The 13,725-nt window shown below is 64.6% G+C and carries 10 protein-coding genes; 5 read left to right on the forward strand and 5 right to left on the reverse strand.

Going from position 1 to position 13,725, the window contains the following annotated elements; all coding sequences use genetic code 11:
- Positions 1-167: 167 nt before the first annotated feature.
- Positions 168-761, forward strand: coding sequence for a GNAT family N-acetyltransferase (locus IF809_RS15655; protein WP_462837970.1), 594 nt, complete (start codon positions 168-170; stop codon positions 759-761).
- A 132-nt stretch (positions 762-893) separates the two neighbouring features.
- Here the strand turns inward: IF809_RS15655 and IF809_RS15660 are convergent, their stop codons facing one another.
- Positions 894-1,841, reverse strand: a complete 948-nt coding sequence (locus IF809_RS15660; protein ID WP_462837971.1) for a threonine/serine dehydratase — start codon at positions 1,839-1,841, stop codon at positions 894-896.
- A 155-nt stretch (positions 1,842-1,996) separates the two neighbouring features.
- On the opposite strand from IF809_RS15660, the gene IF809_RS15665 reads away from it, so the two are divergent.
- Positions 1,997-2,626 carry a glutathione S-transferase family protein gene (locus IF809_RS15665; protein WP_462837972.1) on the forward strand — a complete coding sequence of 210 codons (630 nt, stop codon included), beginning with the start codon at positions 1,997-1,999 and terminating at the stop codon, positions 2,624-2,626.
- A 264-nt stretch (positions 2,627-2,890) separates the two neighbouring features.
- Here IF809_RS15665 and metH read toward each other — a convergent pair whose 3' ends face one another.
- The gene (metH, locus tag IF809_RS15670) at positions 2,891-6,742 is read right to left on the reverse strand and encodes a methionine synthase (protein WP_462837973.1); all 3,852 of its coding nucleotides are present in this window, start codon (positions 6,740-6,742) and stop codon (positions 2,891-2,893) included.
- 7 nt (positions 6,743-6,749) lie between these two features.
- On the reverse strand, positions 6,750-7,670 hold the full coding sequence (metF, locus tag IF809_RS15675; RefSeq protein WP_453995018.1) for a methylenetetrahydrofolate reductase [NAD(P)H]: 921 nt from the start codon (positions 7,668-7,670) through the stop codon (positions 6,750-6,752).
- A 393-nt stretch (positions 7,671-8,063) separates the two neighbouring features.
- Here metF and IF809_RS15680 point away from each other — a divergent pair, with 393 nt between their 5' ends.
- The gene (locus IF809_RS15680; RefSeq protein WP_453981896.1) at positions 8,064-9,080 is read left to right on the forward strand and encodes an LLM class flavin-dependent oxidoreductase; all 1,017 of its coding nucleotides are present in this window, start codon (positions 8,064-8,066) and stop codon (positions 9,078-9,080) included.
- A 126-nt stretch (positions 9,081-9,206) separates the two neighbouring features.
- Here IF809_RS15680 and IF809_RS15685 read toward each other — a convergent pair whose 3' ends face one another.
- The gene (locus IF809_RS15685) at positions 9,207-10,067 is read right to left on the reverse strand and encodes a prephenate dehydratase (RefSeq protein WP_453981897.1); all 861 of its coding nucleotides are present in this window, start codon (positions 10,065-10,067) and stop codon (positions 9,207-9,209) included.
- A 21-nt stretch (positions 10,068-10,088) separates the two neighbouring features.
- Positions 10,089-10,829: a 3-deoxy-manno-octulosonate cytidylyltransferase gene (locus tag IF809_RS15690; protein ID WP_453981898.1), complete on the reverse strand. Its 741-nt coding sequence runs from the start codon at positions 10,827-10,829 to the stop codon at positions 10,089-10,091.
- A 221-nt stretch (positions 10,830-11,050) separates the two neighbouring features.
- Between IF809_RS15690 and IF809_RS15695 the strand changes: the two genes are divergently transcribed.
- Positions 11,051-11,605, forward strand: coding sequence for a c-type cytochrome (locus IF809_RS15695; protein ID WP_128964052.1), 555 nt, complete (start codon positions 11,051-11,053; stop codon positions 11,603-11,605).
- Between the two features lie 212 nt (positions 11,606-11,817).
- Positions 11,818-13,725 carry an extracellular solute-binding protein gene (locus tag IF809_RS15700; protein ID WP_453981900.1) on the forward strand — a complete coding sequence of 636 codons (1,908 nt, stop codon included), beginning with the start codon at positions 11,818-11,820 and terminating at the stop codon, positions 13,723-13,725.

Here is a 13,725-nt window from a genome sequence, read left to right on the forward strand (position 1 = left end):
ACGGTTCCCGGATTGCGCTGCGCTCCATCCGAGCTACGCAGCTGCCTCATACGTCATTGCGAGCGCAGCGAAGCAATCCAGGCTGTCTCCGCGGAAAAGACTCTGGATTGCTCCGCTGCGCTCGCAATAACGGAGTACAGGTCTCGCATGAATCCAAGCAAGAAATCATGATCCTCCCCGATGGCTATTCCGACATTCCCGCCGGCAAGATCGCCGCGGTCGTCACCCATCTGGAGCTGACCGCGCCTCCGGCGCGCCGCGACGATCCGTCGGGCAGTTGGAGCCTGCGCAAAGTCGATGCGCCGCCGCTTGACTGGTACCGCGACCTCCTCCGCCGCGTCGGCGAGGAGTGGCTGTGGTTCTCACGCGCGCGCATGAATGACGCCGAGCTCGCCGCGATCATCCATGCCGCCGACGTCGAGGTGCATGCGCTCGCACTGGACGGCCGCGATGAAGGCCTGCTGGAGCTCGATCTCCGCGAGCCCGGCCAGTGCGAGCTGGTCTATTTCGGCGTCACCGCAAAGCTGATCGGCACCGGCGCCGCCCGCTTCCTGATGAACCGCGCGCTGGAGCGCGCATGGTCGCGTGACGTGCGCCGCGTCTGGGTGCACACCTGCACGCTCGATCATCCCTCGGCGCTCGGATTCTACCAGCGCTCCGGCTTCCGCCCGTTCCGCCGCCAGATCGAGGTGGCCGATGATCCGCGGCTCGACGGCACGCTGCCGCGCGATGCAGCGAAGCATGTGCCGATCATCGAATAGCGGGCCACGCGGCTCCCTCCGCACGCCATTGCGAGGTGCCCCTGCGACGAAGCAATCCAGTCTGTCTCCGCGGAAAGATTCTGGATTGCTTCGCTGCGCTCGCATGACGGAGTGTAGGAACCATAGCCTCCTCTATCCGTCGAAATTCACCGCCGTCGTATTCGCCCCACAGAGCAGCACCGCAATCCGCTCGCCGGGCGAGGGTTGATAACGCCCCGAGAGCAGTGCTGCGAACACGGCCGCGCCGCCGGGTTCAGTGACCAGCCGCAGGCGCGACCATAGCGCGGCTTGCGCCTGCCGGATCGCATCGTCGCTGACCAGCACGACGCGCTCCACATGGGCGCGCGCGATCGGAAACATCAACTCTCCGACGCGCCGCGGCGCGAGGCTGTCGGCGGCGAGGCCCCCGGCTGGCGCGTCGACCGGAGTGCCGGCCGCAAAGGCGCTGTGCAGCGTCGGCGATTGCTCCGGCTCCACGGCGATGATGCGCGTCCTCCCGGCGCTCCACGCCGCGATGCCGCCGATCAGGCCGCCGCCGCCGACGGCCACCAGCAGCGTGTCGATATCGGGGGCGTCCTGCTCCAGCTCGAGGCCAACGCTGCCCTGACCGAGCAAGGTTTCGGCCTGGTCGTAGGCGTGCACGGCCATGGCGCCGGTCCGCGCGACATGCGCTTCGCTGGCGGCAAGCGCATCGGCGTAGCGGTTGCCCGTGATCACGAGCTCGGCGCCGTAGCCTCTGATCCGCTCCGCCTTGGCGGGCGAGGTGATGTCGGGCACGAAGATCGTGGCGGGAATGCCGAGCCGCTGCGCCGCATAGGCGACCGCCGCGCCGTGATTGCCGCCGGAGGCCGCGACGACGCCGGCCTTCGGCACTTGCCGCAGCAGGAGATTGGCGAAGGCGCCGCGCGCCTTGAACGATCCGGAGTGCTGCAACAGTTCGAGCTTGAAGGTGATGGGCGCGGCCGGCAGGCCGAAATCGGCGAGGTCGGCCGCAAGCAGCGGCGTGCGCCTGATGTGCGGGCGAATGACGGCCTCGGTCGCCGCAATCCGCTCGCGATTGATGTCTGATGTCGTTGTCATGATGTCGTCCGTGATAGCGCATCGGGGCGACGCTGTCGCGGGGCGCTTGCATCAGGTGCAATGCTCCATTTCCAACATCGTCCTTGCGTCGCGACGATCTTCTCGCGGAAACTGATCGGCCCTGCTTCATCCAGCGACTGAGAAGAGCGAGAACCATGTTCCTGATCGGCCAATATGATTCCCCCTTCGTCCGCCGCGTCGCGATTGCGCTGCGGCTCTATGGGCTCGCTTTCGAGCACAAGCCGTGGTCGACCTTCGGCGACGCCGACAAGATCGCACCGTACAATCCGCTGCGCCGCGTGCCGACGCTGGTGCTCGACGATGGCGAGGCACTGATCGAGAGCACGATCATCCTCGACTATCTCGACGAGCTCGTTGGCGCGGAGAAGGCGATGTTGCCGCGCAGTGGCGCCGAGCGCCGCAGGCACCTGCGCATCTGCGCGCTCGCCACTGGCCTGGGCGACAAGGCCGTCAGCCTGCTCTACGAGCGCGTGCTGCGCAAGGAGCAGCTCGCGCTGTGGGTCGAACGCTGCCAGGCGCAGATCGGCGATGTGCTCGCCGTGCTGGAAGCCGAGCGCGCGAAGGTGACGACGCCGTACTGGCTGGGTGACCGCATCGGTCACGCCGACATCGCCGTCGCCTGCGTCGTCCGCTTCACCCGCGAGGCGCACCCCGACCTGTTCGAGGCGGCGCGCTATCCGGCACTGTCAGAGCACGCCGATCGCTGCGAGGACCTGACGTCGTTCAAGGAGATCGTGCAGCCGCTGGCGCCGCCGAAGGGGTGAGGTGCTGCCGTCATTCCGGGGCGCGCCCCTTGGCGCGAGCCCGGAATCCACTTCTTCACGTCACCGCCGCACGATGGATTCCGGGCTCGCGCTCCGCGCGCCCCCGGAATGACGACGGTGACAAAGTGGCCGATCCTGCCTTGATACACCTGTTTTGCCCGACGGAGCAAGCGATGTTCGATAATACCGAAAAATCGCCGGCCGCTTCAAACCCCATCCCTACTGTGCATGGGGTTGTTTTCGACTTTCGCTTTCGAGGCGCGCCTATCCCGCGCCCGCGCGCTTTTTCTGCCAGACGAGATGCACCGCGCAGGTGCAGCCCGGCGGGTGCGAGGCGAGGTCGTTCGATGTCTCGTCGTTCGCGGGCGTTGCTGTGAACGCCTTGTCGGCCCCCTGCTGCGAGGGGATGTAGTTCAGCACCGGCGCAAGCCAGCGCTCGGTCTCGGCGACCGTCATCCCCTTGCGTGCAGCGTAGTCCTCGACCTGGTCGCGCTCGATCTTGCCGACGCCGAAATAATAGCTCTCGGGACTGGCGAAATAGAGCCCTGACACGCTACTGCCCGGCCACATCGCAAAGCTCTCGGTCAGCTTCACGCCGGCGGTTGCTTCCGCATCCAGCAGTTCGAACAGCGTCGCCTTTTCGGTGTGATCGGGCTGGGCGGGGTAGCCGGGCGCGGGGCGGATGCCCTGATATTTTTCGAGGATCAGATCCTCGTTGGAGAGCGCCTCGTCGGGCGCATAGGCCCAGAACTCGCGGCGCACGCGGGCATGCATCCGCTCGGCAAAGGCTTCGGCCAGACGATCGGCCAGCGCCTTGCACAGGATCGAGGAGTAATCGTCGTTCGCCATCTTGAAGCGGTCGGCAACCGCGTCCTCGCCGATCCCCGCGGTGACCACGAAGCCGCCGATATAGTCGGGCACGCCCGAAGGCGCGATGAAGTCGGACAGCGCGGCGTTGAAGCGGCCCTCGCGCTTCTCGAGCTGCTGGCGCAGCGTGTGCAGCGTCGCGATCCGCTTGGTCCGGCTCTCGTCGGCGTAAACCGCGATGTCATCGCCTTCGGCATTCGCCGGCCAAAAGCCGATCGTCGCGCGCGCCCGGAACCATTTCTCCCTCACGATGGTGTCGAGCATCTTGCGCGCGTCGTCATAAAGCGAGCGCGCGACCTCGCCGACCTTGGCATCGTCGAGGATGGCGGGGAAACGGCCGGCGAGCTCCCAGGTCTGGAAGAACGGCGTCCAGTCGATGCAAGGCACGAGCTCGGCGAGATCGTAATCGTCGAAGCTTTTGATGCCGAGGAACGTCGGTTTCACCGGCCTGTTCTTGGCAAAATCGACCGGCACGCGGTTGGCACGGGCGTCGGCCAGCTTCAGCCGCTTCTTGTCGGCCTGCGCACGCAGATGCGCCTCCGAGATCTTGGCGTATTCGGCCCGCACCTCGGCGGCATAGGCCTCGCGCTTCTCGGGCGAGAGCAGTGAGGAGGCGACGCCGACGGCGCGGCTGGCGTCATTGACGTGGACGACGGGACCGGCGCGATAACTCGGGTCGATCTTCACCGCGGTGTGCACGCGGCTCGTTGTGGCGCCGCCGATCAGCAGCGGCAGCTTCAGGCCCTCACGCTGCAATTCGCCGGCGAAGAACGCCATCTCGTCGAGCGAGGGGGTGATCAGGCCCGACAGCCCGACGATGTCGGCCTTCTCGGCCTTCACGGTCTCGACGATCTTGGCTGCCGGCACCATGACGCCGAGATCGATCACCTCGTAATTGTTGCACTGGAGAACGATGCCGACGATGTTCTTGCCGATGTCGTGGACGTCGCCCTTCACGGTCGCGAGCACGATCTTGCCGGCAGACGAGGAGCCCTCGGTGCCGATACCGCTTGCCAGGTTGCGCGCCTTCTCCTCTTCCATGAACGGCATGAGGTAGGCAACCGCCTGCTTCATCACGCGGGCGGACTTCACCACCTGCGGCAAGAACATCTTGCCGTCGCCGAAGAGGTCGCCGACCACGTTCATGCCGGCCATCAGCGGACCTTCGATTACGTCGAGCGGACGCGAGGAGTTCTTGCGGGCTTCCTCGGTGTCCTGCTCGATGAACTCGGTGATGCCGTGGACCAACGAATGCGACAGCCGCTTCTCCACCGGCCATTCGCGCCAGGCGAGATCAGCTTCCTTGCTTTCCGTCTTCTTGCCGCGGAATTTCTCCGCCAGCGCCAGCAGTCGCTCGGAGGCATTCGGGTCCCGGTTGAGGACGACGTCCTCGCACACTTGCCGCAGCTCGGGATCGATATCGTCATAGACGATCATCTGCCCGGCATTGACGATGCCCATGTCCATGCCGGCCTTGATGGCGTGATACAGGAACACCGAGTGCATGGCCTCGCGCACCGGCTCGTTGCCGCGGAACGAGAACGACAGGTTGGAGACGCCGCCCGAGATGTGCGCGCCCGGCAGGTTCTGACGGATCCACCGCGTCGCCTCGATGAAGTCGACGCCGTAATTGTTGTGCTCCTCGATGCCGGTCGCGATCGCGAAGATATTCGGATCGAAGATGATGTCCTCGGGCGGGAAGCCGACCTTGTTCACCAGGATGTCGTAGGCACGCTTGCAGATATCGATCTTGCGCGCGAAGGTGTCGGCCTGGCCGACCTCGTCGAACGCCATGACCACGACGGCCGCGCCGTGCCGGCGGGCGATCTTGGCCTCGTGGATGAACTTCTCCTCGCCTTCCTTCATCGAGATCGAGTTGACGACCGGCTTGCCCTGCACGCATTTCAGGCCCGCCTCGATCACCGAAAACTTCGAAGAGTCGACCATCACGGGGACACGGGCGATGTCGGGCTCGGCGGCGACGAGATTGAGGAAGGTCACCATCGCGGCTTCCGAATCCAGAAGCCCCTCATCCATGTTGACGTCGATGATCTGCGCGCCGTTCTCGACCTGGTCGCGTGCGACCTGCAGTGCCGCGGTGTAGTCGCCCGCGGTGATCAGCTTGCGGAAGCGGGCCGACCCGGTGACGTTGGTGCGCTCGCCGACGTTGACGAAGGGGATCGCGTCCGTCAGCACGAACGGCTCGAGGCCGGAGAGCCGCAAGCGTTGTTCGATCTCCGGCACGATGCGCGGCTTGTGCGGGGCCACCGCTGCGGCAATCGCCGCGATATGATCCGGCGTGGTGCCGCAGCAGCCGCCGACGATGTTGACGAGGCCGTCGCGGGCGAACTCGCCGATCAGGCGGGCCATATATTCCGGCGTCTCGTCATACTGGCCGAATTCGTTGGGGAGGCCGGCATTCGGATAGGCGCAAACCAGCGTATCGGCGACGCGGCCGATATCGGCGATATGCGCGCGCAGATCTTCCGCACCGAGCGCGCAGTTGAAGCCGATGGTGACGGGTTTTGCGTGCCGCACCGAATTCCAGAACGCCTCCGGCATCTGGCCCGAGAGCAGGCGGCCGGATTTGTCGGTAATGGTGCCCGAGACCATCACCGGCATGTCGATGCCGAGCTCTTCGGTGATCTCGGCGATGGCATAGAGCGCCGCCTTGGCATTCAGCGTGTCGAAGATGGTCTCGACCAGCAAGAGATCGACGCCGCCGTCGACCAGGCCGCGGATCTGCTCGCCATAGGATTTGCGCAAGTCGTCAAAGGTGACGGCGCGATAACCGGGATTGGAAACGTCAGGAGAGATCGAGGCGGTGCGGTTGGTGGGACCGATGGCGCCGGCAACGAAGCGCGGCTTGCCGTCTTCGGCGGCGACGCGACGGGCGGCGTTGCCGGCGAGGCGGGCGCCTTCGCGCGCCATCTCGTAAACGATGTCGGTGAGGTCGTAGTCGGCCTGCGCGATCGAAGTCGTGGAGAAGGTGTTGGTCGCGACGATGTCGGCGCCTGCGCGCAAATAGGCGACGTGGATGTCCTCGATCGCCTGCGGTTGCGTCAGGATCAACAGATCGTTGTTGCCGCGCAGGTCGCGGTGGAAATTCTTGAAGCGCTCGCCGCGGAAGGCGGCCTCGTCGAACTGCAGGTTCTGGATCATCGTGCCCATGGCGCCGTCGAGCACGAGGATGCGCTCGCGCGCGGCGTTGAGCAGGGCAATTCGTTTGGGCGAGGGAGATACAGTCATGGTGTCTTTACGCTGCCTTCTGCGCGCTGTTGGCGCGGATGCCGAGCAGATGGCTGATCGCGAACACGAGATCGGCGCGGTTCATGGTGTAGAAGTGGAAGGTATCGACGCCGTGTTTTGCCAATTTCTGCACCTGGCCGGCGGCGACGGTTGCTGCCACCAGCTTGCGGGTCTCGGCGTCGTTGTCGAGACCCTCGAATTTCGCGGCGAGCCAGTCCGGCACGCTGGTGCCGTTCCGGGTGACGAAATTGCGCGCCTGCTTGAAATTGTGCATGGGCATGATGCCCGGCACGATCGGAATGTTGATCCCGCGGGCACGGACGCGGTCGAGATAGCGGAAGTAAAAGTCGTTATCGAAGAAGACTTGCGTGATCGCGCGCGTCGCGCCGGCATCGACCTTGGCCTTCAGCGTATCGATATCGGCGTCGAAGTCGCGCGCCTCGGGGTGCTTCTCGGGATAGGCAGACACGCTCACTTCGATATCGGCGTGCCGCTTCTTGATTCCCGCGACGAGGTCGGCGGAGCTCTGATAGCCGTCGGGATGGCTGGAGTAGGATGTGCCGATGCCGCCGGCGGGATCGCCGCGCAACGCCACGATGTGGCGGACGCCGACCTCGTGGTAGCGATCGACGATCTCGTCGATCTCGCCGCGCGAGGCGCCGACGCAGGTCAGATGCGCCGCCGGCAGCAGCGCGGTCTCTTTGAGGATGCGCGCGATGGTCGAGTGGGTGCGCTCCCGGGTCGAGCCGCCGGCGCCATAGGTGACCGAGACGAATTTCGGCTCGAGCGGCGCCAGCCGGTTGATGGTCTCCCAGAGATTGCGTTCCATCTCTTCCGTCTTTGGCGGAAAGAACTCGAATGAAATCGCAGGCCGCTTCAGGTGCCCGTTTTGCCCGTCGGCTGTCGCGGACGTCGTCAGATCGGTCATGGCACCACTCACTCCAGGAATATCGCTAAGCCTCGGCGGCCGACGATCAGGTCTCAAGGTGCCAAAATAAGCCAAAGCCGTCGCACTCGACAGCCCATCGGAGATGGGAAGTGGCCCACTTTATGCCAGAAGCGCAAAATTATAATGGCGCTAGACCTAGCGGTGGGAAATGTGGTATTCAGATAATAATTCATGTAATTCAATAGTTTATTTGTTTCGCGTTGTCTTCTTGAACGGGCTTAGGGGATGGGCAATGTGAAAATAAGATTTAGTTCACTGTTTTCGTCCCACCACGACAGGTTGGACCGCGGCGCCCCGGGCTCGCGGCGCGCGCGCCAGACCTGCGCCGCCGGCCCATTGCCGTCGCGCGCCCCTCCACTACCTTAGCCCGCCATGATCCCGCTCTCCGTCCTCGACCTGTCCGTCGTTACCACGGGTACAAAGCCCGCTGCCGCTCTGCGCAACAGCATTGACCTGGCACGCCATGTCGATGGGCTTGGCTATGTCCGCTACTGGCTCGCCGAGCATCACAACCTCGCTTCGGTCGCTAGCCCGGCGCCCGATGTGATGATCGGGCAGATCGCGGCGGTGACGAAGCACATCCGCGTCGGCTCCGGAGGCGTGATGCTGCCCAACCACGCCCCGCTGGTGGTCGCCGAGCGCTTCAAGATGCTGGAAGCATTGTTTCCCGGCCGTATCGACCTCGGCCTCGGCCGCGCGCCGGGGACTGATGGGGCCACGGCCTATGCGCTTCGCAGCCGGCTCGATCGCCGCGAGGGCGACGATTTTCTGGAGCGGCTGCATGAGCTGATTTTGTGGGAGACCCGCGAATTTCCCGCAGGCCACCCCTATCACACCGTGGTCGCGATGCCGGATGACAGTCCGTTGCCGCCGATCTGGCTGCTCGGCTCCAGCGACTATTCCTCGGAGCTCGCGGCGCAAGTCGGCATGGGCTTCGCCTTCGCGCATCACTTCGCATCCCACGATGCGGTCGATGCGATGATGCATTATCGCAACCGCTTCCAGCCCTCGGCCTGGCGGGCAACCCCGCACGCGATCCTCGCCGTGGCTGTCATCGCGGCGGACACCGACGAGGAGGCCGAAAAGCTCGCCGCCTCGTTCGATCTCAACCGCCTGCGCCGCGACCGCGGCCAATATCTGCCGCTGCCGAGCGTCGAGGAGGCGCTGGCCTATCCTTACTCCGAGGCCGAGCGGGTCTCAATCGCACGCAACCGCTCGCGCCTGTTCGTCGGCAATCCGGCGACGGTGCAGAGAAAGCTTCAGCCATTGATCGAGGCGAGCAGGCCGGACGAATTGATGGTGATCACGGCCGTGTACGATCACGAGGCGCGGAAGAAGTCGTATGCGCTGCTGGCCGAGGCGTTTGGGCTTGTGAAGCAGGTAGCGTGAGCTGCTCCCGTGCCCCGGACGTAGCGCAGCACGCAGTGATGCGCTGCTGAGCCGGTGCCCATCGCAGCCCCGAGCGTCGCAGCCTCTCGCGTCCTGGCTCGCGCTTCGCGCGTCCGGGACGCGAGTTCAATCCTGCTGCGTCTCGCTGAACGTCGCGCGGAACGGGTGGCCCGGATACACGCCGACGATGCGGAATTCGCGCGAGAAGAATTTCAGCTCCTCAATCGCGAAAGCAAGGCCCTTGTCTTCAGGATGGCCGTCGACATCGGCGTAAAACTGCGTGGCAAAGAAATTGCCGTCGACCATGTAGCTTTCGAGCTTGGTCATGTTGACGCCGTTGGTGGCAAAGCCGCCGAGCGCTTTGTAGAGCGCCGCGGGGAGGTTGCGCACCCGGAATACAAAAGTGGTGACCAGCGGCCCGGAGCCCTGCGGCGCCCATTTCGGCTCGCGCGCCAGCACCACGAAGCGCGTGGTGTTGTGGGACTCGTCCTCGATGTCCTCGGCGAGGATGTCGAGGCCGTAGATCTTTGCGGCGAGGCGCGAGGCGATCGCAGCGACGGTCTTGTCGTTACGCTCGGAGATGTCGCGGGCGCTTCCGGCGGTATCGGCGTGCACGATGGGCTTGATGCCGAGCTTGCGGATGACGCGGCGGCACTGGCCGAGTGCGTGGACGTGGCTCTCGACGCTCTTGATGTCCTCGAGCCTGGTCCCCTTCACCGCCATTAGCTGATGCCGGACCGGCAAGAACCATTCGCCGATGATGAAGAGGCCGGAGGCCGGCAGCAAATGATGGATGTCGGCGACGCGGCCGGCGACCGAATTCTCGATCGGGATCATGCCGAGATCGGCCTCGCCCGAGGAGATCGCCGACAGCGCGTCCTCGAAAGTGGCGCAGGGCATCGGCTCGGCCTCGGGGTAGGCCTCGACGATGGCGATGTGGGAATTGGCGCCAGGTTCGCCCTGGAATGCGATTTTCAGCTTGCTCATGGTCGGCCTTGTAGCAGCGGCTCAGGATTTGGAAAGGATGCCGCGGGCGGTCTCGAGGTCCGCAGGCGTGTCGACCCCGCGGGGAACGGTGTCGACGATGGTGAAGTCGATGCGCATCCCGGCCTCCAGCGCGCGGAGCTGCTCGAGTTTCTCCTGCAATTCCAGCGGCGAGGGCGGCAGCGAAACGTAACGCTCCAAGGCGGCGCGGCGATAGGCGTAGAGGCCGATATGATGGTAGCGCGGTCCGTCGCCGGTCGGCGCGGTCGCGCGGGTGAAATAAAGTGCGCGCATGCGCCGACCACCGAGCGAGGTTCCGATCGCCTTCACGACGCTCGGGGCGAGGTCCTCCTCCTCGGTATGGATCTGTGAGGCCAGCGTGGCGATGTCCACTTCAGGGTCTTTCAGCGGCGGCAGCACCTCGCGGATGTTGTCGACCGTGATGGTCGGGAAATCGCCCTGGAGATTGACCACGATTTCGGCTCTCCCCGCCGGATCGAGCTTCTGCATGGCCTCGTGGATGCGGTCGGAGCCGGAAGGGTGTTCCGGGCGGGTCATCACGGCCTCGCCGCCATGGGCGGTCACGACTGCGGCGATTTCCGCCGTGTCGGTTGCCACCGCGACCCGGCCGATATCGGCCGCCACGGCGCGCCGCATCACATGGACGATCATCGGCAGGCCCGCGATATCGGCGAGCGGCTTGCCGGGCAGGCGGGTGGCGGCCATGCGGGCCGGGATCAGCACTAGGATGCGGGAATCAGTCATCAGTTCAAGGGCCTGGAAACGGAGCGTTTTCCGCACCGAGAAATGGGGTGGGGACGGGCTGAAAGCGGGACCGCTTATACGGGTTGCCAGACCCCGGGCAAACCGATATCTCAATGGCAAAACTCGGGGAAACAATCAGGAACGTTTTTGATTCTCCCGAGGCTCGTCCTGGCGGCCGCCCGGCCGCTTTTTCCTTCTTGCGGTGTGGGGCCTAGCCGGAAATGGACTCTTTCGAACTCAACAAGATTCTCGGTGCCGTGCTCGGCACCTGTCTCATCCTGCTGGTGACGAGCTTCACCGCGAATGCGCTGTTCTCGCCCAAGATGCCGGAAAAGCCGGGCTTCGAGATCGCCGTGAAGGAAGAGGCCGGCGACAAGGGCGGCGCGCCCGCGGCCGCTGCCTCCTCCGAGCCGATCGAAAAGCTGCTCCAGACCGCCTCCGTCGAGAAGGGCGCCGCCGCCGCCAAGAAGTGCGCCGCCTGCCACACTTTCGAGAAGGGCGGTCCCAACCGCGTCGGTCCGAACCTCTACGGCATCGTCGGCGACCACCGCGGTGAAGGCCGCAACGGCTTCAACTTCTCGGCCGCGATGAAGGCCAAGGGGGGCACCTGGACCATCGACGAGCTGAACAAGTTCATCGCCAATCCGAAGGGCGACATCCCCGGCACCGCGATGGGCTTCGCCGGCATCCCGAAGGATAGCGAGCGCGCCGACGTCCTTGCCTATCTGAACAGCCTCTCCGACAACCCGAAGCCGCTCCCGACTGCGGCGAAATAAGGCGCTTCAATCTTCGATCTCGGATATGCGGCCAGGCCCCAAAGCCTGGCCGTTTCCCTGTCCGGGCCTCGCAGCGCCGTGATCGGGGCGTTTGGTCGCATCGAAGAGGCCGCCCGGTCTTCCAAGATGAGGAAAAAGCAACATATTCGGTCGAAACCTCGCCTATATTGGGAACTTAAAGGAGTAGCCTCCTTCAAGACAGGGATGTTGATTTGGCCATTACCCGACGCGATCTTCTGCTCACCGGCGCGGCCGCTGCCGCGCTTCCCGCCCTCGGTTCTGCGGCGGGTGTTCCCCTGGTCGGATCGGCGGAAGCGCAGACCGGAGAACTGGCTTCAAGTGGGCTGCCTTGGCGCCACGCGCTGTCACTGTTCGGCGACATCAAGTACCCGCCGGGTTTCAAGCGTTTCGACTATGTCAATCCGGATGCGCCCAAGGGCGGCGTCGCGCGGCTGATCTCGCTCGGGACCTTCGACAATTTCAATCTCGCTGTTGCCGGCATCAAGGGGTCTCTCGCGCCGGCCGCCGCGCTGATTTACGAAACGTTGATGGCGCGTGCTCAGGACGAGGTTGCGACCGAGTATGGCGAGCTCGCCGAATCCGCGCAGCATCCGGACGATTTCTCGTGGGTGACCTATCGCCTGCGAAAGGAGGCGCGCTGGCACGATGGCAAGCCGGTGACGCCGGAGGACGTGATCTTCTCGTTGGAGACGTTCAAGAAGCAGTCGCCTATGTATGCCTCCTACTATCGTCACGTCGTGAAGGCGGAGAAAGTCGCCGAGGGCGAGGTCAAGTTCACCTTCGATGCCCCGGGCAACCGCGAATTGCCGACCATCGTGGGCGAGCTGACGGTGCTGCCGAAGCATTGGTGGGAAGGCACCGATGCGCAGGGGCGCAAGCGCGATGTCAGCGCGACCACGCTGGAGCCGCCGCTCGGCTCCGGTCCCTACAAGATCAAGGAATTCGTGGCCGGACGTTCGATCAAGCTCGAACGGGTGAAGGATTATTGGGGCGCCAACGTCCCGAGTCAGATCGGCCAGAACAATTTCGACGAGCTGCGTTTCGAGTTCTTCCGCGACAACCTCGTCGCGCTGGAAGCCTTCAAGGCCGACCAGGCCGATTGGATCGCGGAAAACTCCGCCAAGCAGTGGGCCACGGCCTATGATTTCCCGGCGGTGGCAGACAAGCGCGTGATCAAGGAAGAATTCCCGATCAACGATTCCGGACGGATGCAGGCCTTCGCCTTCAACATCCGCCGCGATCAGTTCAAGGACGCGCGACTGCGCCGCGCCTTCAACTACGCGTTCGATTTCGAAGAGATGAACAAGCAGCTCTTCTACGGCCAGTACAAGCGCATCGCGAGCTATTTCGAGGGCACGGAGCTCGCTTCGTCCGGCCTGCCGCAGGGGCAGGAGCTGGAGATTCTTCAGGCCGTGAAGGACAAGGTGCCGCCGGAGGTCTTCACCACGGTCTACCAGAATCCGGTCGGCGGCAGTCCGGAGGCCGTGCGCAGCAATCTGCGCGAGGCGGCAAGACTCCTGAAGGAGGCCGGCTTCGAGGTCAAGGACCACAAGCTGGTCGATAGCACCGGCAAGCCGCTCACGGTCGAGATCCTGGTGCAGGATCCGTCGTCCGAGCGCATCGCGCTGTTCTATAAGCCCTCGCTGGAACGCATCGGCGTCAGCACCTCGATCCGCGTCGTCGACGACGCGCAGTACCAGAACCGTCTGCGCAGCTTCGACTTCGACATGATCATCGATCAGTGGGGCGAATCGCTTTCGCCCGGCAACGAGCAGCGCGAGTTCTGGGGCTCGCAGGCGGCCGACATGCCCGGTGCGCGCAACACCATCGGCATCAAGAATCCTGCGGTCGATGCGTTGATCGAGAAGGTGATCTACGCCAAAAATCGCGCCGAACTGGTTGCCGCGACCCACGCGCTCGATCGCGTGCTGTTGTGGAATTTCTACCTCGTCCCTCAGTTCACCTACGGCTTCTCGCGCTACGCTCGCTGGGACCGCTTCAGCCATGCCGATCCGCTGCCGAAATACGGCCGGTCCGGCCTGCCGACGCTGTGGTGGTACGATGCTGAGAAGGCGGCGCGGATCGGAAAACGCTCTTGA

The sequence above is a fragment of the Bradyrhizobium sp. UFLA06-24 genome (assembly GCF_054967145.1).

Excerpts from the sequence above, each read along its gene's own strand:
- IF809_RS15655 (WP_462837970.1), top strand. The coding sequence starts at position 168 with ATGATCCTCCCCGATGGCTATTCCGACATTCCCGCCGGCAAGATCGCC.
- metF (WP_453995018.1), bottom strand. The coding sequence starts at position 7,670 with ATGACCGATCTGACGACGTCCGCGACAGCCGACGGGCAAAACGGGCAC.
- IF809_RS15680 (WP_453981896.1), top strand. The coding sequence starts at position 8,064 with ATGATCCCGCTCTCCGTCCTCGACCTGTCCGTCGTTACCACGGGTACA.
- IF809_RS15690 (WP_453981898.1), bottom strand. The coding sequence starts at position 10,829 with ATGACTGATTCCCGCATCCTAGTGCTGATCCCGGCCCGCATGGCCGCC.
- IF809_RS15660 (WP_462837971.1), bottom strand. The coding sequence starts at position 1,841 with ATGACAACGACATCAGACATCAATCGCGAGCGGATTGCGGCGACCGAG.
- metH (WP_462837973.1), bottom strand. The coding sequence starts at position 6,742 with ATGACTGTATCTCCCTCGCCCAAACGAATTGCCCTGCTCAACGCCGCG.
- IF809_RS15665 (WP_462837972.1), top strand. The coding sequence starts at position 1,997 with ATGTTCCTGATCGGCCAATATGATTCCCCCTTCGTCCGCCGCGTCGCG.
- IF809_RS15695 (WP_128964052.1), top strand. The coding sequence starts at position 11,051 with ATGGACTCTTTCGAACTCAACAAGATTCTCGGTGCCGTGCTCGGCACC.
- IF809_RS15685 (WP_453981897.1), bottom strand. The coding sequence starts at position 10,067 with ATGAGCAAGCTGAAAATCGCATTCCAGGGCGAACCTGGCGCCAATTCC.